Origin of the sequence: Terriglobus albidus, assembly GCF_008000815.1 — a bacterium.
Classification (GTDB): domain Bacteria; phylum Acidobacteriota; class Terriglobia; order Terriglobales; family Acidobacteriaceae; genus Terriglobus; species Terriglobus albidus_A.
The window spans coordinates 1,477,647-1,497,720 of sequence record NZ_CP042806.1 but is presented as its reverse complement, the minus strand read 5'-3'; the positions used below and the strand labels follow the sequence as shown (position 1 = coordinate 1,497,720).

The following is a 20,074-nucleotide window of genomic DNA, read 5'->3' as shown; positions in this document are numbered from 1 at the left end:
ATCGTTGTACGCCGCTCTTGTCAGGAACGCTTTTGGGTTTGTCATTTCGTAGCGTAGCGGAGAAATCTGCTGTTCTACCGATACCGTGATAACGACGAGAGCATCTTCTCCACGCATCGGTTTACCGGAAGTCATTTCCTGAAAGCAGATTTCTCCGCTCCCTTCGGTCGCTGCGAAATGACAAACCTGAAATCGAATGGCGCCGTAAAGGTATATCGCTCACACTGCAGGTTCGTCCTCGGGAGCCGGCCAGGCTCGGCGGAAGAGGTGGAAGATGGCGTGGATCGCAAGCGCCAGTAGACCGCCTATCGTCGTGGCCAGAATGCGATTGTGGAGCACATACTCTTCCGGCAGATGATTGAAGGCCAACAGGAAGGCAATGTAACCGGTAATCGCTACCGAGAAGACGCCGTAGTTCACGTTCATAAAGACGTAGGATACCCATAGATAGACCAGCACCAGGACAACCAGCACCCATAGGTTTGGCCTCAGCAGTGTGGCGACTACGGTGGCCACGCCTGCGCCGAGGTAGGTGCCGAGCAGGCGAAGGATCGTGCGCTCCGTCGTGAGATAGAACTCCGGCTTCACCACAAGGATGGCGGTCATGGCGATCCAGTAACCGTTAGGCAGAGGCCACCAGACCCGATAGAGCATCACCGCAATCGCAATGGTGACCGCAAGACGCACTGCAAAGTGGAAATAGATGCTGCGTGGTGTGATGTGCGAGAACAGATAGTTCACGCGAAACTTCCGCGGATCGAAGTGCGGGTCGGTGAGGTTGGCAGTAATGCGCGGAACAAACCGCCAGAAGTAAAGGATGGCGAAAAATTCCAGTGCAGCGCCGACTAAGGTGGCGACTCCACGCAGTGCCGCCTGATGAAAGGTACCGAGTACGCGCCCGTGCGTATCAGGCGCTGCGGAAGAGATGATGAGGTAGACGCAGCACTGTACGCCGACCCAGGAGGCAGCGGTTCCCTGCGCCTGCATCAGGCCATAGATAAAAGCCCACAGGACGCAGACGCAGCCGAGAGCGAAGCTATCGACGGCGAAGAGCGCCCCTAGAAACGTGGAGATGGTGATGCCGAAGGCCGCGGCCAGCATCGGGCCGTAGCGATAGAAGATCGGCTGCTGGAACGATCCGAAGCCGACACACATCGCTCCGCCGACCGCCATGGCGGCCCAGCTCTGTTGGTCGATCAGGATGCCAACCGCCATGACAAGCAGGACGGCCGGCAGACAGATCAGCGCATGGAGCGGCTCGGCTTCGTTCCATGCGAAGCGTGTGATCTTAATAACCTCTTCGTTAGCCACGCCTAGGATTCTATGCGGAGATACATGGAGCTATACCACCTGGTTTTCCGCATTTGCGAGCGTCGTATCCTTTGCCGCACGCGACCACATCAGCCGGAAGTCCGTCACGTTGTGCAGCGAGAAGTTCTCCTGCGCAGGAGCGGTGATGGCGAAGAGGTCGGCGCGATGCACATCTTCGAGCCACATGGCAGGACGCGGGTCAGCCGTAGCCGGAGCGATCTCGATATGCGACATCTCGAGGTTACGCAAGTGGCGCAGGAAGAAGCCGTGCGAGGGTGTTGGGCCGAAGCGCAGCAGCTCGGGGTAATCCTCTTCCTTCTCCGGAACTTTCAGCGTGCGCCAGTCGGTCATGGGCTGGCGGTCGTCTCCCCAACCGACACGCATCTGCTTGGGAAGGCCCTCATGTCCGAAGTAGCAGTTGGAGAGCTTGACGTCTTCGATCAGGTTTTCGGGAATACCGGAGAAGAGACATGCGGTCGATGCCGCCGAGTTATAGCTAACGAGATTCGAGATAAGGATGCGGCGTAGAGTTCCCTTGCGCAGGGTTTCCTTCGGATTGCGATTGCGGCGATTCAAACGAAGAAAGAGCGGAGCGTCGATGGTGTCACGCATCGTATTGCCGGTGATGGAGATGTCTTCCAGATAAGCGCCGTCGGAGGTTTCGAGCGAGATGCCCTTGCTGCCCTCGATCACATTGCCGGAGATGGTGATGTTGCGGAAGCCGCCGTTAGACTCCGTGCCGCACTTGATGCGGCCGTTGCGTGAGACTTTGGCATCCTCGGCAAACTTCTTCCAGGTGCCGGCGAGCACGCTGCCCAGCTCGTAGTATCCCGAGACAAAGTTGTTGGCGATGGTGACGTTATCGGTCGAACGCGCATAGCCGAGAGCGTAGCTCGACTTGGGGCAGATGGCGTCATCCCAGGGCGAATTGACAGTGCAATTGGTGACCCGCACGTTACGGCAGCAGTCGATGTCGAAGCCATCACGGTCAGTGTCGACCAGCAGGTTGTCGAGCGTGAGATTGTCCACGCCTGTAGCGAGCAGTGCGAAGTGGCCGCCCTTCAGCAGGCGGAAGTCGCGCAGGATGACGTTGCGGCAATTCTTGAGAGCGAAGGTCTTATTGCCGACACCAGGCTGCTCCGCCTTAAAGGGTTGGTAGCCACCGCGAACTGCGGTCGCGATGCCGTGGGAGAGACCTTTGCCGAAGATCAGTCCCGGGCCGGAGACAGAGAAGTCATGCTCGTTCTCGGCGTAGAAGAGCGAGTTCTTCCAGTGGTTATGGCCATAGTCCTGATAGGGCGTCCAGGGATCGTTGGGCTCGGCGGCATCGTAGGTTCCGCCGCGGTAGCCGGTCGTCTCACCGGCCTTCGGTGAGTCGGCCGCCTGGATGGTACATCCCTGTGCAAAATAAAGGTCAACGGTCGACTTGAGCCGGATGGTGAAGCACATGTAGGTGCCGGCCGGAAAATAAAGCGTTCCGCCGCCGGCTTTGGCTACCTCTTCAATGGCCTTGTTAATGGACGGCGTGTCCACAGTCTTGCCGTCGCCGGTAGCGCCGAAGCTGCGCACGTTGTACAGAGCCTGGACGTTCTGCGTTTCGGTCTGGGCTTCGGCCATGGAGACATGGCCGACAGCTCCGGCGAGCGCTAGCGGAGAGAGCTTAATAAGATCGCGACGTTGCATGGCGCGACCAGCATACAGCCCGCAAGCGAAACGTTTCAATTAAAGGAAGAAGAAAGGACTATACTGGATGCATTCGGGTTGCATCCTCTGTCATCATGGAGGAGCGGCACTGGAGTGAACTATGAGTCTGACCGGATTCCGGGACGCGGCCGCGCGTCCTTTGGGCGTGGCTACCGCAGTCACACCCGCGAGCCTGCTGGCGCTGAAGCGCTCAGGGGCACCTATCACCGCTCTCACCGCATACGACTATCCCACAGCGCGACTGGCAGATGAGGCCGGCATTGACATGCTGCTGGTCGGCGATTCGCTGGCAATGGCCGTTCTGGGCCATGAAGATACGCTGGCCGTCACCATGGACGAGATGTTGCATCACGCTCGTGCCGTGCGCAGGGCAACACAGCGCGCCTTGTTAGTTGTGGATCTGCCGTATGGAAGCTATCAGATCTCCGTGGAAGATACCCTGCGCAATAGCCTTCGCATGGTCAAGGAGGCAGGCGCGAACGCAGTAAAGCTGGAGGGCGGCGCGGCGATGGCCTCACGTGTTCGTGCGCTGACTGCAGCGGAGATTCCTGTCGTCGCACACATTGGCCTGACTCCGCAGTCGGTCAATCGCATGGGCGGCTATCGGGTGCAGGGCCGCAGTGAGATCGAAGCGATGACCCTGCTGGATGACGCCCTCGCACTGGAAGATGCAGGAGCGATTGCGATTGTTCTGGAAGGCATTCCGCGAGAGCTGGCCGCGCTGATTACGGCACGGCTTCATATACCCACGATCGGTATTGGAGCGGGCCCGAAGTGCGACGGCCAGATCCTGGTGTGGCACGATGTCTTTGGCTTGAGCTTCCGCAATGCCCCCAAGTTCGTGCGACAGTTTGAAGATGTCGCAGCGCTGATGCGCAAAGGGCTGGAGGAGTATCGAACCGCAGTGAGTGAACGAACCTTCCCGCGTGATGAAGAGAGCTATCATCTACCGACCAATGTGCACCTACCTGAGACGGAGGAGCCGGAACTCTCTGTCTGGAGCGAGTAAGCAGCGATGCAGACAGTTACGGCAATGCAGACAGTAACAACGATCCGTGAGATGCAGCAGATTGTGCGCGCGGCCAAAAGAGGCTCGGGCACAATTGGCCTGGTGCCGACGATGGGCGCGCTGCATGAGGGACATCTGTCGCTGGTGCGGGCGGCACGAGCACGATGTACGCATGTGATTGCGACCATCTTCGTAAACCCGCTGCAGTTCGGTCCGAATGAGGACTTCTCCCGCTATCCACGCACCTTCGAACGCGATGCGGAACTGTTGACCAGCGAAGGTGTGGACTGGCTGTTTGCGCCGAGCGCGGAGGAGATGTATCCCCAGGGCGCGCAGACGACAGTCGACGTGCCGGAGTTGGGGGCGCGGCTCGATGGAGCATCGCGGCCCGGTCACTTTCGTGGCGTCGCCACTGTGGTGAGCAAACTGTTTCACATCACGCAGCCGGACCTGGCCTTTTTCGGACAGAAAGATGCCGCGCAGGTGGCCGTCTTACGGCGCATGGTGCGGGATCTGAACTTTCCGCTGGAGATAGTGGTTTGTCCAACGGTACGCGAGGTGGATGGCCTGGCGTTGAGCTCGCGCAATCGATATCTGAGCGAGGAAGAACGCAGCCGTGCGCTGGTGCTGTCGCGAGCTCTTCGCAAAGCAGAGGCACTGGCAGCGACGGGAACACCCGCAACGTTGCGCGATGCGATGTTGAGTGAGTTCGAAGGCACCGACGGAGTACGTGTGGACTACGCTGCCGTCGTCGATCCGGATACATTGCTGGATGTCAGTGATCTGTCGCGAGGTGCGTTGCTGGCGGTAGCGGCTTGGGTGGGCAGCACACGGCTGATCGACAACCTGTTGGTTCCCGCACGCGAGGTGTAGCCATGAAGGTACTGCTGGGTGTCTGCGGAGGCATTGCTGCTTACAAAGCGGCAGAGCTGCTGCGCGAGTTGCAGCGACAGGGCGCCGAAGTACAGGTCGTACTGACACAGGGCGCGGAGAAGTTCGTGACGCCGCTCACCTTTGCCGCACTGAGCGGACGCCAGGTGTTGACCTCTTTGTGGACTCCAGCGGTAAGTGAAATTGCAGGCGAACAGCCACAAGGGTTTGGAATTGAGCACATCGATATCGCACAGTGGGCCGACGTGCTGGTCATCGCTCCGGCAACGGCGCATGCGTTGGCAAAGCTGGCGCACGGCATGGCCGACGATCTGCTGAGCACAATTGCATTGGCGGCGACAGCGCCGGTAGTTGTGGCTCCGGCGATGAATGTGAACATGTGGCGGCATCCTGCAACGCGGGAAAACCTGGAGACGTTGCGCGGACGCGGCATCACTATCGTCGAGCCGGCGAGCGGAGAGCTTGCCTGCGGCATGGTGGGCGAGGGCCGTCTCGCTGAGATTCCTGAGATCGTCTCCGCGACACTGCATGCAGCCAATCCCATTCGCGACCTCGCAGGAGAGCACCTGCTCATCACCGCCGGCGGCACGCGGGAGGCAATCGATCCGGTGCGCTTCCTCGGCAATCGCTCAAGCGGCAAGATGGGAATTGCTCTTGCGGAAGCAGCGTTGAAGCGCGGAGCAAAAGTGACCTTGATTACGACCGCGAGTCGTGCCGTGTCTCTGGGTTGCGAACGCGTGCTGGTCGAGTCCGCAGAAGAGATGCGTACGGCTGTGCTTGACCGCCTTCCAGGGGCGACGGCATTGATCATGGCTGCAGCTGTGGCGGATTATCGCGTGACCAATCCTGCCGCGCAGAAGATCAAGAAGAGCGGCGAGAAATTGACGCTGGAACTGGAGCGGACGCCGGATATCCTGGCGGAAGCTGCGCGCCTGCGCCCTTCCGGAACGCTCATCCTCGGCTTTGCTGCAGAGACAGAACGCGTTGTAGAGGAAGGCCGGCGCAAGCTGCGCGAGAAGGGCGTCGATGCGATTGTTGCGAACGATGTATCCAGACCTGATACAGGTATCGGGTCCGATCACAATGCCGGCGTGATGTTGTTTGCGGATCGCGAGGTGCGATTAGAGTTGTCGTCGAAGTGGACGATGGCAGAACGCATTCTCGATGAGGTGCATCGGTTGCGTGTTCTGCGTGATCGATCGGAAGTTGAGCTTACGCCGGGGTATTAGAGACTTATCCTAAGTCGCGCAGGCCAAAAGAATGGCGAGAACCGGTGGGAGCAGCGGGCTTCAGCCTAATGTCACTTACTTTCGCAACCAAGAGTGGAACAACGGGCTTCTTGAAGCAAATGGAGAGAAATTAGGTTGCCAAATCCTACAGCAGGAACCAAGGCCGGTACCGTTTTCTCAGTGAAAACTAAACTCACATTCATTTCCAGCTCACCCCCTAAGAGTTCCGTAGTGCAATCGGAACGCATTGGAGGCCTCAACTCCTATGGAAACTGAAAAGTAAGTGACATTAGGCTTCAGCCCGCTGATAAAGGACGAAGTAGATGGGCTTTAGCCCTGGGCATATTCCTGACAGATGACTGATTCGGGCTTAAAACAGAGTAGCCAGCGAGGCTTCGCTGGCTACCCGGTTGATGGACGTTCTTACCGCTAGAACTGCAGGCGGGCCGAGATCTGTCCGGTGCGTGCACCACTGAAGTCCGCCTTGTCGTTGGCAGAGGTGATGGTGCCGAAGGCGCCGCTGGAGAGATTCATATTCGGAATTCCCAGGTTCGCCTTGTTGAGGATGTTGGTGAAGGTGCCTTCCGCGCGCAGCGAGACACGCTCGGTGATGGCGAAGCTCTTGCTGAGACCAGCGGAGAGATTCACTGTTCCGGGACCGACGATGGAGTTGTTCTGCATATTGCCAAAGCGGCCGATAGGCAGAGGATCTCCGGCCAGACCACGGCCGGTGTGGCACTGCGAGCCCGGGGTCCAGGTCGGCGTGCCCGGGCAGGTAAATGCGGCAGGGTTGAACCAGCGGGCGGCAGTGCGATTGGTGGGAACCTCACTGACACCCACAAGGCGATCCACCTTTTGGCTGCGTCCAGGCAGGGCACCGCCGTTAATATCACCGTTTAGACCAGCGCCAGTTCCCGAGGGATCACCCTGACCGCCGGGGAAGTATGGCGCAAGGAAAGGGCCGCTCTGTACAACGAAGATGCTGCTCAACTGCCATCCGCCAACAGCGAGGTCAGTCCAACGGCTCATGTTGCCACCGAACTGCTTGCCACGACCGAAGGGTAAGGCATAGAGCAGCGTGGTGTTCCAGCGGTGACGGCTCGTACCGGACGCCTGGCCACGATCGACATCAGGATCGCGACCGAACGAGGCACGGGACCCGCCGCTCTCACCCGCAAAGGAGGTGCTGTTCGGCCCTTGGTTATTGGTGAGGTTCTTGGCAAACGTATAGGTCGTGTCGAAGGTCAGACCGGAGGTGAGGGAGTGACGGAAATCAACCTGACCGGAGTGATAGGCTGCGGAACCGCCGGTGGAACGACTGTTGATGGTTCCCCAGTTGGGGAAGGGACGAGCGGAGAGAGGCTGGTTGTACGCCGACGTCGTACGGGAGTACGGCAGGTCATTCAGGTTCGGCGCCCAGACGAGATGCTTCGTCGTCATGCCAATGTAGGAAACGCGAAGACCATAGCCGCGGCCAAGGTCGCGATCGACCGAGAGCGAGAACTGATGTGAGTACGGATCGTTCCAGTGGATATCGTTCGCCGTTCCGAAGTATGCCTGTCCATAACCTGCAGAACCAGAGCTGGCTCCTGAAGCGGTATAGATCTGTGGCCAGACATACGAGGGGCCGCTGGTGGTCTGTGAGTTGGTGTACTGCACGGTATTGGCCTGCAGCGTACCGGTGAGGGAGTAGAAGTTAGAGCCAAGCAGCGTGATGTTGTAGAGGCCATATCCGCCGCGGAGGACGGTACGGTTATCTCCGAACGGACGCCATGCAAAACCGAAGCGTGGAGCAAAGCGAAGCTTGACGGCGGTTCGCAGACCGTCAGGCAGACCAGCCTGGTTGTTGTCGATGGTCGGTGTGCAGGCAGCTCCGTTAACCGCGGGCTTGCCGGAGGTCTGGCCAAGACCGCAGGAGTTGAAGCTGGCCAGGTACGGCTGCGAGACCAGGCTTCCCTTACCTGCCGGGAAGATCACCTGACCCGACTTGGCGAGCGAGGGATCGAAGTTACCGATGTTGCCGCTGGGATCGTGATAGGCAGGATGATACTCGTAGCGTAGACCATAGCTCAGCGTCAGGCCGTTAGAGACCCGCCACTGGTCCTGCGCGAAGAAGTGATAGTGCATCGAGCGGCCGTCGTTGTCGGACTGCACGACGTCATAGAATGTGGTGTTCGGAGCACCGATGAGGAAGTCAGCGAACTCCTGACCAGTGAAGCTGGCAGAGGAATAGTCGAAGGTGCCATAGTTGTCAGCGCCGTTGAAACCGAGCGGCGTGATCGCCTGTAGCCTGCGGATATCGAAACCGAACTTCATGCTATGCCGGCCCTTGACCCAGGTGACATTGTCGGTAAAAACATGTGTGCGCGACTTGGTGATGGAGGTAAGGCGGGCGGCATCAAGAGTGGTGAGGTCGCCGAAGTCCAGCTCAGGAATGCCGTTGTAGAAGAGGTTTTGCAGGCCCTGCAGCCCGGAGTTGGTGGTGAAGCCCTTGCCATCGAAGGGATTCACGTTGCCGTTCGTGTCGAAGGTAAAGCCATAACGAAACTCGTTGATCAGGCTTGGCGTGAAGTTATAGTTGCCGGCAATGAGGAAGATGCGGTCCTGAAATGACTTGGTGCTGGAGGGAACGGCAAGGGGTTGCTGAGCGTCCTGGTTGTAGTTCTTCCAGGTGAAGCGAGCGAAGACAAGCGCTTTCTGACCGACGTACTGATCTCCGCGGATATCGAACTGATTGGAGAAGAGCGACGTGCCCTTGTTGGTGCTGTAGTTGACCGCTCCAGGCACATAGGTACTGGTGTCACCGATGTTGGGATCGGGGAAGAAGGAGAGGAACTTCTGCGCCACGGCGTTGATGGGAACTGCATTCAGCGGGTAGGTGCCGCCATAAGGATTCTTCAGTGTCGTGAGTCCCTTGACTTTGCTGAAATCACCACGCTTCATCGCGGCCGTGGGGACGACGGCGGTATAGGGACTGGTGCGCGGACTGCGATAGCCCTCATACGTTCCGAAGAAGAAGGTCCGGTCGTGACCGTTGTAGAGATGCGGCAAAACAACCGGACCGCCAATGGTTGCACCGTAGTCGTTGGTCACAAGCTTGGGCTTCTGAGTTGACCCCCAAGGTTTAGCGTTCAGACCGGAGTCCTGGTGATACCAGAAGATAGCGCCGTGCAGGTTGTTTGTGCCGCTCTTCGTCGTGGTGGTGACTTCGCCGGGCTGTCCGAACTCAGCGGCGTTGAGCACACCATCAACACGCATCTCGGAGATGGAATCGCCGGAAGGAAAAGCGTTCTGGATAGGCGAATTGCCGCCGGTAGCGCTGCGCGTGGTGATGCCATCGACCGTGACATCGGTCTGGAAGGGCAAGCCGCCCTGCACAGAGAAGTTTCCGCTGGAGTCTGTCTGTACACCCGGCAGCGTTTGGATCACGTTCAGCGGGCTGGTGCCGTTGGAGCTCGCGCGGTAGTTCGCGGGAAGGTCGCGAACGGCATTCGAAGAGAGCGTAGCGTCAATCGACGGATTGTCCGTTTCAATCACGCCGGCAGCGGCTGCATCCACGGACGCATCCTGCGTGATAGAGCCAACGGAGAGCGTCGCGTCGGCGCGAAGTTCCTGTCGTGCGGAAAGGTTGAGATTGCGCAGCACCTGCGCATTGAAACCATCAGCAGTGATCTCGACCTGATAGATACCAGCATTCAGGTTCAGGAACTGATAGGTTCCGGTGGAGTCCACCTGCGCGGTCTTCACGACTCCAGTATCGACGCCAGTCAGCTTGACGGTAGCGTTCGTAATGAAGGCGCCACTGCTGTCTTTCACCGTGCCGAGAATGGTGCCTTGTGTGGATTGCGCCCAGCTCAACGGGCACATCATGCAAACGCATGCAAGAAGAAGAAAAACGAAGCCGAACCGTTTTATCGTCATAGCTCTCCGAGTTGTGAACATGCATTGTCATCCGTTATGCAGCAGGATTGCTGCTTCCTGGGGGAAGTTACGGATGCGGTAGGGTTACGCTATTCGGCATTCCTGCATGTTCTGAGAAGGGAGAGATAAAAGATGGTTAAAACAAGGTGAGATGTGTGGAGATTTTCATGCGAATCCATGCATGATGGATGGTTTTGAAAGGTGCAGCGGACCTGAACCGCCCGGGATATCTGGGCACGCACGACGACGTTGTATGCGAGAGAGCATGGATCAACGTCTGCAGTTTGTCGAGTTTCCAGCAGGAAGAGATGTCAGTAGCGGACCGGTGGCCCGCTACTGATATTGGGGCTTTCGCGTCGACGGCAATGCTGAATCTAATGACTCATCGACTGACTCATCGACGAAGCCTCCGGGCACTTGACGTCGGGGTTCCAGGGAGCAAATAGGCCGCTCGGACTCGGCTTCCAGGCCCAGACGTGAAGGAACCAGAAGCCGATCGAATCCGCTTTGATGAGGGCCTGCCCCATGACGCGCGGCGGATCGGCTGATTTCCAAGCGGAGATCGGCACAAGAAATTCGACGCCATTCAGGTGAAAAGCGCCGTCGGGCATCTTCTCGTAGACCAGCACCTCCGGATGCTCCAGGTCGAGGGTCGTGTCCAGAAGCGCGTTGTTCTGAAAGTGATAGCCCATGGCGCCCGCGGGCTGATGTTCGACGCAGCCGGTGACTTGTTTGTAGCCGGCCGCTTCGGCAGCCTCGGTCGTCTTGAACTTAGTGGTCGCACCGCGCAGGGTCATGACGCCGCGATCGACTGTCTCGCCAAAGCTGCTTGGGAGAATGCCCGGCGCCTCGCCCATATTCTTTGTGGTGGTTTGCCCCGCGGCTCCGCTTACCAGCGCCAATACCACCACCATCCCTCCGAACATGCACGTACTCCATCCAGTCCTCATTGTTCCTGCTCCATTCTTCCTTTGGATTTGGCTCCTGCCTCTTGTTACCCAGCGATCCTAGAGACGCGGCAGAGGAGCCGGACACGTGTTTTTGACAAACGGTTGTAATAGGATGTCGAACTGGATTGAGGTGCTTGTGACTGCGGTTCGACATCGCGATAGGCCATTCCGTCAAAAGCCGGCCAAGGCGGAGACTCAACCGTGGAAGAATGAAGCAGTCATGTCGCCCCGAATGCGTCAACGGATACGGCTGATCGTAGGAGTCTGGCTCGGTTGGACGATCGCCGGGCTTTTCTACATCATCCAGGACACGGTTCCGCGGCTCTATCGAGGCGGCGCCGTGCCTTGGAAGTACGTGTTCGTCGGTTGGATGACGGGCATGTATGTTTGCGCCGCCCTCACACCGGCGCTGCTCTGGCTCAGCAACCGATGGCCGATCGAACGCCGGCGCACCTACATCGCATTGCACCTTGGTTTCAGCGTGATTTTCTCGATCTTAGCCACTACGCTCGAAGTCCCGCTATTGCTACTGCTTGGCGTCTTCCCGGCGCCGCCTCCTCCTCCGTCGATCGCCGCGGGCGTCAGAATCATGTTGTCATTCGGTATCCAGGGAGGCGTCATCCGCTATTGGGCCGTCCTCGCGCTTCATGCGGTGTACCGGTCGCAGAAAAACGCCAAGATTCGCGAACGAGAGGCATTCGAGTTAAAGGTGAAGGCATCCGAACTGGCGCAACAGCTTGCAACCGCACAGCTGAGTTCCCTCAAGATGCAGTTGCAGCCGCATTTTCTCTTCAATACGCTTGGCGCAATCATTGTCTTGATTCAGCAACAGAAGACAGCTCAGGCCGAGGCCATGGTGGAGAAACTCGGCAATCTCCTCCGGCGTACGCTCGATGATGTGGAGGCTCAGGAAGTCCCGCTGTGGCGCGAGCTTGAGTTCCTGCAGCTGTATCTCTCGATCGAACAGGTCCGATTCGAGGACCGGTTGCGTGTGCGCATTGCTCCACCCGCCGCACTGTCTGAAGTTCTGGTGCCGCACATGGTGCTACAGCCGATTGTCGAAAATGCAGTTCGCCATGGTCTTGGTCAGAGCGAGGAGGCGGTGACGATCGAGGTAGTGGCGACCAGCTCCAATGGGGCCCTTACCCTCGTCGTCTCCGATGATGGACCTGGGCTACTCTCGCCCAGGCCGGGCCGCCCAGGAATCGGGTTGATGAATACTCGAAACCGGCTGGCGCGGCTTTACGGAGATGGGGCGCAGCTTGTCGTCGAGCAAGCACCAAACCGTGGTGTACGGGTCACGATCACACTGCCTATGCGGACGGTTCCGCAGGAGGCCTCGCCGTGCGATTGAGTGTTCTGGTAGTGGACGATGAGCCCCTTGCTCGCGAAGGGCTAAAGCTGTTGCTTGGCCGTCATCCCCAGGTCGAGTCTGTCTCGGAAGCGAGAAACGGACGAGAGGCCATTGCTCTTATTCGTGAGAAAAGGCTGGACCTTGTGCTCCTGGATGTGCAGATGCCCCGGACAGACGGTTTCGCAGTAGTTCACGCGATTGGAGCAGAGCTTATGCCGCCGGTGATCTTCGTAACCGCGCACGACCAATATGCTATCCGGGCGTTCGAAATCGCGGCGATCGATTATCTTCTCAAACCGGTGAGCGAGGAGCGTTTTGAGCTCGCGTTCAAGCGAGCCGTCAACAGGCTACAAACCGCTCCCCACGAAGATGCCACAAAACAGGTGCTGGCGATGCTCGGTGCCATCGCGAATCCGCCGCGGCAGCTGGAGCGCTTCGCCGTTCGATCCGGCGAGAACACCATTTTTGTACCAGTCCACGAGGTGGACTGGATCGAAGCCTTCCAGAACTACGTCCGGCTTCACGTCGGTCCGTCAACTCACCTGCTGCACGTTCCTATGAATGTCATTGAGGGCGTGCTCGATTCAAACCGCTTCCTGCGCATCCATCGATCGCACATCGTCAATATCCGGCGTATCGCGCGGCTGTGGCCAATCGCGCACGGTCAGTATGCGGTCGAACTCAAGTCGGGGCAACGTCTGCAATCGGGGCGCACTTATAGCGAGCGCATCCGCCGCACACTCACAAATCCATTTTGACTAGACTAGATCGTCTCAATGGGCAGGTTTCATCACGAAGCTTCAACACAGGCAGTCGCCAAGGTACCCAGTCACGGTTACGGATGCTGAGATATAGAGAGAAGATTGCCGTCGGGATCTTTAAACCAAGCGACCTTCGCTCCATCAGGAGAACTCCATATCCCAATGCCATCCTGCTGAAGAAAGCTGTACCGCTCGAAGGTAATGCCTTTCGCGGAAAGTTGACCTGCGAAGTCACCGATGTCATCGACCTTCCAGCCCAGGATGGTAAAGGGCTGCGGCTTGAACTCCGACGCTTTGGCAATACGAAGCATGACGCCATTCGCATCGAAGACAAGAGCGAATCCGTCATCCGACACAAAACGCAGACCGAGTGTCTGCTCGTAGAAGCTGCGGGCTTTCCTGAAGTCTTTGGTGGGAATAAAGGCGATGATGGGCTGTGAACCGAGCATGGCAGGATGCCTTTCTGCCTATCAGCATAGGGCAAGCGCGGTAGCGATAGGGTGGATATTCGAACATAGCCCGAACCTGCCGCTGCATACCCCCCCGGGATACCCAGCAACGGGGAAAATGCTCTATCGCTCATCATCCAGGCAAACCACGCAAGAAGCCGAGGACTTCCACGTTGAACGGCTCGGGGCGCTGGAGCGGGGCGAAGTGGGTGACACCTTCGAGCAGGGCCAATCTGGCGTTGGGAATCGACCTGGCGAGGTATTCTGCATGTTCTGTACGAATAAACTCGTCGGAACGACTCTGCACGATGGTGACGGGCACATGGATCTTTGCGAGATCCTCCGCTGTGTAGTTGGGTTGCGTCCGCTGCATGAGTGAGAGATCGGCGACGAGCTGCTGGAAACGATCCGGTGTCGGTGACAGCTCGGCATAATCCTTCGTGTGGCGGGAGAAGCAGCGATCGAGGACGGGAGTAGCTTCGAAGGGCTTTACCCCGCTGGGATCCATGTTGCAGGCGAAGAAGAAGACTCCAGAGACACGTGCTGGATTCGCCGCGGCAAGAAGCATCGCAGTACATGCGCCATCACTCCAGCCAACAAGGGCAGCCTTCTCGATCTGCAGTGCATCCATGACCGCGACAACATCGGAAGCCATCAGATCGTACGAGTAAGGACGCTGATCGCGGGTACTTCTTCCCTGTCCACGGCTATCGATCAGAACAACCTGGAATCCATGCTCGAGGAGGAATGGAACCTGATAGCCCCAGTTGCCGCTGTGGCCCAGCCCGCCGTGCAACAGAATGACGGGAGAACCTGAGCCAAGCCTGCAGTACCAGATGCGGGCGCCTTCATGAGCCACAAGGCCGCTCTCTCCCGGCGGCAAAGCTGGGGCTCCGTGAGCCTGAAAGACCTCAAGCGTATCGTCCTGCACTGTCATTCGTAGTCCTCTGTTTCGATGTTCTGTTGGTATCAGGTCGTTCGTTTGTGAAACTGCCCGCCACAAGCAGCGAGGCCGCGGCAATGATCCAGGTGATGAAGAATGCGGTCAGCGGGAAGCGCGGCCCCACCGGTGAGCCCGCCATCTTTGGAGCAGCGGCAAACCAGGTGTTAGGCCCCCAGACCAGGAAAGCAAAGAGCGCCAGCATCGCGGTTTCGATATATGCAGCCAGACGTGGCAGCACCAGGAACAATATCCCCAGGCCACAGGCCATCTGCCCGGCACCGGTCAGATATGCGAAACCGACGCGAAAGGGCAACCAGGAGGGTACAAGGCTGGCCGTGATCTTCACATAGAAAAGATGACTGAGGCCGACGGGAATCACAGCAAGCCCGAAGATGATGCTTGCGATGCGCAACCCGCTCGCGCCGGTGAAGCGCCGAAAGAAGGATGACTGCTCCAGGCCGGAGAAACGGGCAAAGATCACCAGTCCGCCGGCAAACAGCATGGCAATTTCGCCAATCCCGAGCCAGACGGCCTCAATCTGAGGAGCGACGATCAATGCTGGAATCTTGAGACAAAGCCAGGCCAGAAGAAACGGAAGGACGACCCGCGAAGCAAGCGCAACCGTCGAACGAATGAGCAACGCCACACCGGTTACGACCATGAAGAGACCGCATGCTACAGCGAGTGCTTCGCGGCCGGGATGAAATGCAGGAACGGGCTGCCAGTTGTAGGCAAAGTCGCGGTAGATCACCGAAAGCGTTCCGAGTGCGATCATGCCGATAGAAAAGAGAGAGAGTGCGGGTTGCTGCTCACGAATCATGCCTTACAGTCCTTTCCAAATGCGCTTCTAAAGGGCCCGATTGTTCCGTTTCAGCGTCTTCCGGTGGGGAGCTATTCATCAGATAGTCGTGTATGAGGTGCTGGAATCGACAGTACGCTGAAAATTTGTTCGCACAATTTTCCCAGCGATCGTGTCTTCACAGTAGAAAGCTATCCCCTACTTGAGCGATTATTCTCTACGCCGGGATCTACCGATGGCGAGGTTACCGTTGAGTTTTTCCTCCGTAAAGGCATTCGTTATGCGACATCGCAGATCCTTGTCCGACCTTTCAATCGTGATCGCAACCGTTAGCGTCGGTCTGTACCTGGCGCTGGAGTATGACTTTTTTCGCAATGAAGGTCACGAAACGCTGCAGCAGGAGACCGTCGAACTCGATGAGGCTCTGCTCATCGGCGGCGTTCTCGCGCTCCTGCTGCTGTTTTTCGCCATCCGCCGGCACCGGGAACAAAAGCGGGAGATCGCTCGCCGCACCGCCGCCGAAAAACAGATCAGGGTACTTGCCTTTCAGGACACACTTACCGGCCTGGCCAATCGCCGCCAGTTTGACGAGGCATTACGTGCAGCAATCGCCGCGCCACCCCGCGAAGGCGCCTGCCATGCCGTCTTGATTCTCGACCTCAATAGCTTTAAACAAATTAACGATATCCACGGCCATGCCGTCGGGGACGAGGTGCTTACTCTTACTGCTCAGAGGCTTCTTTCGGGGGTGCGCGAAGGCGATCTTGTAGCACGCCTGGGAGGGGATGAGTTTGCCGTTCTGGCGACCCACGTGATGGGTCCTGATGCAGCCGCCAACATCGGTCGACGCATCATCGATGAGCTCTCTCCTCCCTTGCTGACCGGTCAGATCCGGCATCTGATCGCATCCGGAATCGGCGTGGCGCTGATTCCGTTCGACGCTGTGACGGCCGAGGAGGTCTTTCGAAAAGCCGACCTGGCCCTGTACCGCGCCAAAGAGGAGCGCCGCTCCGCTGTGCACTTCTTTGAAGAGGTACTCGACCGCCGCATGCGTGAACGCGAGTGGGTTGAGCGGGAGCTCCGGTCTGCGGTCGTATCGGGCCAGATCCGGGCTCTCTTTGAGCCCACCGTCGACCTGCGTACACGCCAGATCACCGGCTTCGAGGCCCTGCCGCACTGGCTGCATCCGACTGCTGGGCCGATCAGCCCGCAGCGTTTCATTGCAATTGCGGAGGAGTGTGGTCTGATTCACGAGATCATGGACCACATCCTTCGCCAGGCAAGCGAGACTGCTGCCCGGTGGCCATCGCACGTACGGCTCTCCATCGATGTCCTGCCAGTGCAGTTGAAAGACCGGTCACTTGCGGCGCGGATTCTGGAGATTCTTCGCGAGACCGGCCTCAGCCCCAACCGTCTCGAGATTGAGATTACGGAAGCCGCCCTGGTGCGGGACCTTGAATCAGCAAAGCTACTGCTCGGAACACTGCGGGATGAGGGCGTCCGCATCGCACTGGACAACTTCGGCACCGGCTATTCCAGCCTCTATCATCTGCGCAACTTCAAGCTCGATAAGATCAAGATTGACTCCAGCTTTATCCGTGCCATGCAGGGGAAAGAGAGTAACCAGTCGGTCGCACACGCTCATGACGGAGCGCTGGAGAGAGACCTGAAGGCCGAGCAGGAGGAGAGCGCCACGATCGTCCGCGCACTGGTGGGCCTGGCTCACGGCCTTGGATTAACCATCGCCGCCGAAGGCATTGAGGATCCGAACCAGCAGAGTTCATTGCTGCTGACCGGTTGCGAGCAGGGACAAGGAAATCTTTATAGCCAGCCGTTATCGGCGGAGCAGACGGTCGATGCGCTGGTAGGGAGAACGGCATGAGGTAGCTGTTAGGTAAATCCGTTGGTTCTCAGCTCACCCCAAAGCATTACTAGACTAATACTGGTGGAAACCGGGCTTCGGACCGCTGGTAAAGAATACAAATAATTGAGCTGAAAGCCCACGGCTCCCACCAGATTCGAGCTTCGCTCGAACATCCCACCCATCGCCTTATCACCTCACTTTGCGATGGATGGGGCACCCAGTGCATGGGTTTACAAATTTAGAGGCGATTTAGTTGGGTTCGCTTCCGGAGAAGCGCTCGACTGCAGAACGAAGATCGCCGCGCTTTGTCGGCTTGCTCAAAACCAGGTCGACATTGGCAGGGGTCTCATCTTCGTTGCCTGAGCGGTATCCCCAGCCGGTCAACAGGATCACGGGCGTGGCGGCCGCGGCCTCTTTGACGGAGAGCGCTACTTTTTTGCCGTCGACATAGGGCATGCCCAGGTCTGTGAAGACGATGGAAAACGGCTTGTTCTGTGAGAGCGCGGCGTGAAACGCATCGATTCCCGACTGGCCGCCATTCGCCGTAACAACATCGTGGCCGTCCAGTTCCAACACCTCGCGCAACGGCTTCAGCAGGAGAGGATCGTCGTCAACCAGCAGAATCCTCACCGGCTTCGATGCGGTACCCGCATACGCCGTGGGAGCCGGTCGACTTACTGCGGCTTCTGTTGCGGTAAAGGTCAGACGCACCGTCGTCCCTTTACCGACAGCGCTGTCAATCTCCAGCTCACCGCTGTGGCGCTCCATGACACCCTGCACCATGACAAGGCCAAGTCCGGTGCCGCGATCACCCTTGGTGGTAAAGAAGGGTTCCATGCACCGCCGCCTGGCCTCTTCATCCATGCCAACACCGGTGTCGACCACTTCCAGATAGACTCCCCGAATCCCGGCCGGCTCTCCTTCTCCGGAGCCGGTCTTCGCGATGCCAGTCCGCAGCGTTAACGTACCGCCGCTCGGCATGGCATCGACGGCGTTGAAGATGAGGTTGACAAGCACTTCCCGGAGCTCATTTTCAAGGCCTCGAATCGACGGAATCCCATGCGCCAGTTCTGTAACCATGCGGATCACAATCCCGTTCTGCTGCGGCATGGCAGACCAGCGGGCATTGGTCAACTCAATGGTTTGGCGCACAAGTTGGTTCAGATCAATCGGCGCAGAGACAACCTGCGGCTCCCTCTGCCGATACAGATCTGTGAGGCGGGTAAGCGTGTTTGAGACATCATTCAACGCCCGCTGAATGGTCTGGAGGGTGCGGCGGGCCTGACGGCTCATGCCAGTCTCAGTCTCCAACAGCGACTCTGTATAGAGCGCCGCGGGCGAGATGGTGTTGTTGATGTCGTGTGCGATGCCGCTGGCCATTTGTCCAAAGGCACGCAGGCGCTCCTGCTGCATGACCGTCTGCCGCGTCGCCTGCAGATCGTCATAGGCATGCTGCAGCGAGCCGTACATCTGTGCCTGGTGTGCAGCCAGCGCCATCAGATCTCCAAGGTGCTTGAGGAACTCGCAGTCACTGCTGCTGAATCCTTCCGACTCTCGTCTGGCGGCAATAAGGATGCCGAAGAGCGCACTTTCAACCATCAACGGTACGATTACGCCGGAGTGAAGCCCGCCCTGAACCAGTTGCCGGGGAAACGGCGTGGACAGTTGATCCAGATTCGGTTCATAGATCAGTTGGCCGCCGAGGCTGCGCGCGAATCCGTTTTCATCAATCCCGATAGTGGTATGTTTCAGGTCTGCCAGCACTGCCTGACGAACGCCCACATTGGAGACCGTAAGCACCATTCCGGCGCGGTCGTAGAGAGCAATACATCCGAAGTCGATCGGCAGGTTATCTTCCAGGCTGCGAAGCACGACCTGAAAGATGCTCTGCATATCCTGGCGTTCCCCGATGGCCTGCGTAATCTGCCGGAGCAAATCCAACCTTGCCAGTTGCTCCAGGAGTTTCCACTCGCCGTTCCTGCGGCTAAGGTCAGAGCGATGCAGAGCAGCTGCCGTCATCCACACGAGGGCGCCGAAGATCACAACATTGGCTAAGGCAAAGAGCGAGAGCCCTGCCTCTGTGCCATACCATCCAGCGCGCTGTCCCTGTAGCCGCACCCATCCCACTGCAATGGGGAGAACCATGGCCGGCACCAGAAGCTTTCTGGCGATAACGCCGCCGGCGCTGTCACTGACCAGTAGGCTCATCAACCCCTCTTCGGGCCATGAACACAACAGGCCGATACTCCACGCAAAAAACAGCAGCGAGGTATGCACGGCCAACGTGTCCTGAGGAATGAGAGGTGCGCCTCCATAGAGAAAACGGCTGAAGGCCAGCCATGCGATCAGGCTGGCAAACAGTGCCATCGTCTGAAAGGATGAAAAGGCACGACGTCTGCCCGCAAGAAACAATGCGCTGCCAAGCAGGGTGAAGTTGATCGCCGTGGCCGGCGCCATCGCTCCGGAACCCATGTAGAAGAGGTGGTCAATCTTCGAATCCCGTCCTAAAACAGCGGACAAGAGCCGACTCAGCCCGATCAGGACGATCAGGAGAGAGAGAGCCTGCGATATCCGGAAGGAAACTACACGTCCTCGGGCCGAACTGGGATCTCTTACAAATGCGAGCAGGCCGAGAGCAATGCCGGCGAGCAGGAAGCAGACCGCGGTTGGGACCACCATACGTGGCCAGCCAACGACCACGCTTTTAAGCCGGGCACTGTCCGCTCCCCATCCCCAAAGCACCGCCAACGCAACAAGCACAAGAAGACCGGCGGCGGCTTGATGAATGCGTTGCGGCCAGCGAGGGACCTCAGCTTTGCTCATCGACTGCCCTTCCGGAGCTGGACAACTGCAGGGTGAACCTCGCTAAAAAATGGGGTTATTGCCCGT

The 20,074-nt window shown here is 58.3% G+C and carries 14 protein-coding genes; 6 read left to right on the top strand and 8 right to left on the bottom strand.

Annotated elements, in window-relative coordinates; all coding sequences use genetic code 11:
* Positions 1-219 precede the first annotated feature (219 nt).
* Together FTW19_RS05925 and FTW19_RS05920 are read right to left on the bottom strand one after the other, a co-directional pair.
* Complete coding sequence (locus tag FTW19_RS05925) at positions 220-1,311, bottom strand: FUSC family protein (protein WP_147646772.1); 1,092 nt, start codon at positions 1,309-1,311, stop codon at positions 220-222.
* 30 nt (positions 1,312-1,341) lie between these two features.
* The gene (locus FTW19_RS05920) at positions 1,342-2,994 is read right to left on the bottom strand and encodes a rhamnogalacturonidase (protein ID WP_147646771.1); all 1,653 of its coding nucleotides are present in this window, start codon (positions 2,992-2,994) and stop codon (positions 1,342-1,344) included.
* A gap of 121 nt (positions 2,995-3,115) precedes the next feature.
* On the opposite strand from FTW19_RS05920, the gene panB reads away from it, so the two are divergent.
* The 3 genes from panB to coaBC are packed head-to-tail and all read left to right on the top strand — an operon-like array spanning position 3,116 to position 6,144.
* On the top strand, positions 3,116-4,024 hold the full coding sequence (gene panB / locus FTW19_RS05915) for a 3-methyl-2-oxobutanoate hydroxymethyltransferase (protein ID WP_147646770.1): 909 nt from the start codon (positions 3,116-3,118) through the stop codon (positions 4,022-4,024).
* 24 nt (positions 4,025-4,048) lie between these two features.
* Entirely contained in the window at positions 4,049-4,897 is an 849-nt protein-coding gene (panC, locus tag FTW19_RS05910; protein WP_147650491.1) for a pantoate--beta-alanine ligase, read from the top strand.
* A gap of 2 nt (positions 4,898-4,899) precedes the next feature.
* Positions 4,900-6,144, top strand: a complete 1,245-nt coding sequence (coaBC, locus tag FTW19_RS05905; RefSeq protein ID WP_147646769.1) for a bifunctional phosphopantothenoylcysteine decarboxylase/phosphopantothenate--cysteine ligase CoaBC — start codon at positions 4,900-4,902, stop codon at positions 6,142-6,144.
* A gap of 429 nt (positions 6,145-6,573) precedes the next feature.
* Here the strand turns inward: coaBC and FTW19_RS05900 are convergent, their stop codons facing one another.
* Entirely contained in the window at positions 6,574-10,065 is a 3,492-nt protein-coding gene (locus FTW19_RS05900) for a TonB-dependent receptor (RefSeq protein ID WP_147646768.1), read from the bottom strand.
* A gap of 374 nt (positions 10,066-10,439) precedes the next feature.
* Positions 10,440-10,991 carry a hypothetical protein gene (locus tag FTW19_RS05895; RefSeq protein WP_147646767.1) on the bottom strand — a complete coding sequence of 184 codons (552 nt, stop codon included), beginning with the start codon at positions 10,989-10,991 and terminating at the stop codon, positions 10,440-10,442.
* A 244-nt stretch (positions 10,992-11,235) separates the two neighbouring features.
* Here FTW19_RS05895 and FTW19_RS05890 point away from each other — a divergent pair, with 244 nt between their 5' ends.
* A complete protein-coding gene (locus tag FTW19_RS05890) occupies positions 11,236-12,369 on the top strand; it encodes a sensor histidine kinase (protein ID WP_187143314.1) in 1,134 nt (377 codons plus the stop codon).
* The gene (locus FTW19_RS05885) at positions 12,360-13,127 is read left to right on the top strand and encodes a LytR/AlgR family response regulator transcription factor (protein ID WP_147646765.1); all 768 of its coding nucleotides are present in this window, start codon (positions 12,360-12,362) and stop codon (positions 13,125-13,127) included. The genes FTW19_RS05890 and FTW19_RS05885 overlap by 10 nt, the downstream gene beginning before the upstream one ends.
* Before the next feature lie 77 nt (positions 13,128-13,204).
* On the opposite strand, the gene FTW19_RS05880 is transcribed toward FTW19_RS05885, so the two are convergent.
* From FTW19_RS05880 to FTW19_RS05870, 3 genes are all read right to left on the bottom strand, one after another.
* The gene (locus tag FTW19_RS05880; RefSeq protein WP_147646764.1) at positions 13,205-13,579 is read right to left on the bottom strand and encodes a VOC family protein; all 375 of its coding nucleotides are present in this window, start codon (positions 13,577-13,579) and stop codon (positions 13,205-13,207) included.
* Between the two features lie 133 nt (positions 13,580-13,712).
* Positions 13,713-14,516, bottom strand: coding sequence for an alpha/beta fold hydrolase (locus FTW19_RS05875; protein WP_147646763.1), 804 nt, complete (start codon positions 14,514-14,516; stop codon positions 13,713-13,715).
* Positions 14,491-15,342 carry a DoxX family protein gene (locus FTW19_RS05870; protein ID WP_187143312.1) on the bottom strand — a complete coding sequence of 284 codons (852 nt, stop codon included), beginning with the start codon at positions 15,340-15,342 and terminating at the stop codon, positions 14,491-14,493. The genes FTW19_RS05875 and FTW19_RS05870 overlap by 26 nt, the downstream gene beginning before the upstream one ends.
* 277 nt (positions 15,343-15,619) lie before the next feature.
* Here FTW19_RS05870 and FTW19_RS05865 point away from each other — a divergent pair, with 277 nt between their 5' ends.
* The gene (locus tag FTW19_RS05865; RefSeq protein WP_187143310.1) at positions 15,620-17,203 is read left to right on the top strand and encodes a putative bifunctional diguanylate cyclase/phosphodiesterase; all 1,584 of its coding nucleotides are present in this window, start codon (positions 15,620-15,622) and stop codon (positions 17,201-17,203) included.
* Between the two features lie 231 nt (positions 17,204-17,434).
* Here FTW19_RS05865 and FTW19_RS05860 read toward each other — a convergent pair whose 3' ends face one another.
* Positions 17,435-20,008, bottom strand: coding sequence for a hybrid sensor histidine kinase/response regulator (locus FTW19_RS05860; protein WP_147646761.1), 2,574 nt, complete (start codon positions 20,006-20,008; stop codon positions 17,435-17,437).
* Positions 20,009-20,074: the final 66 nt, after the last annotated feature.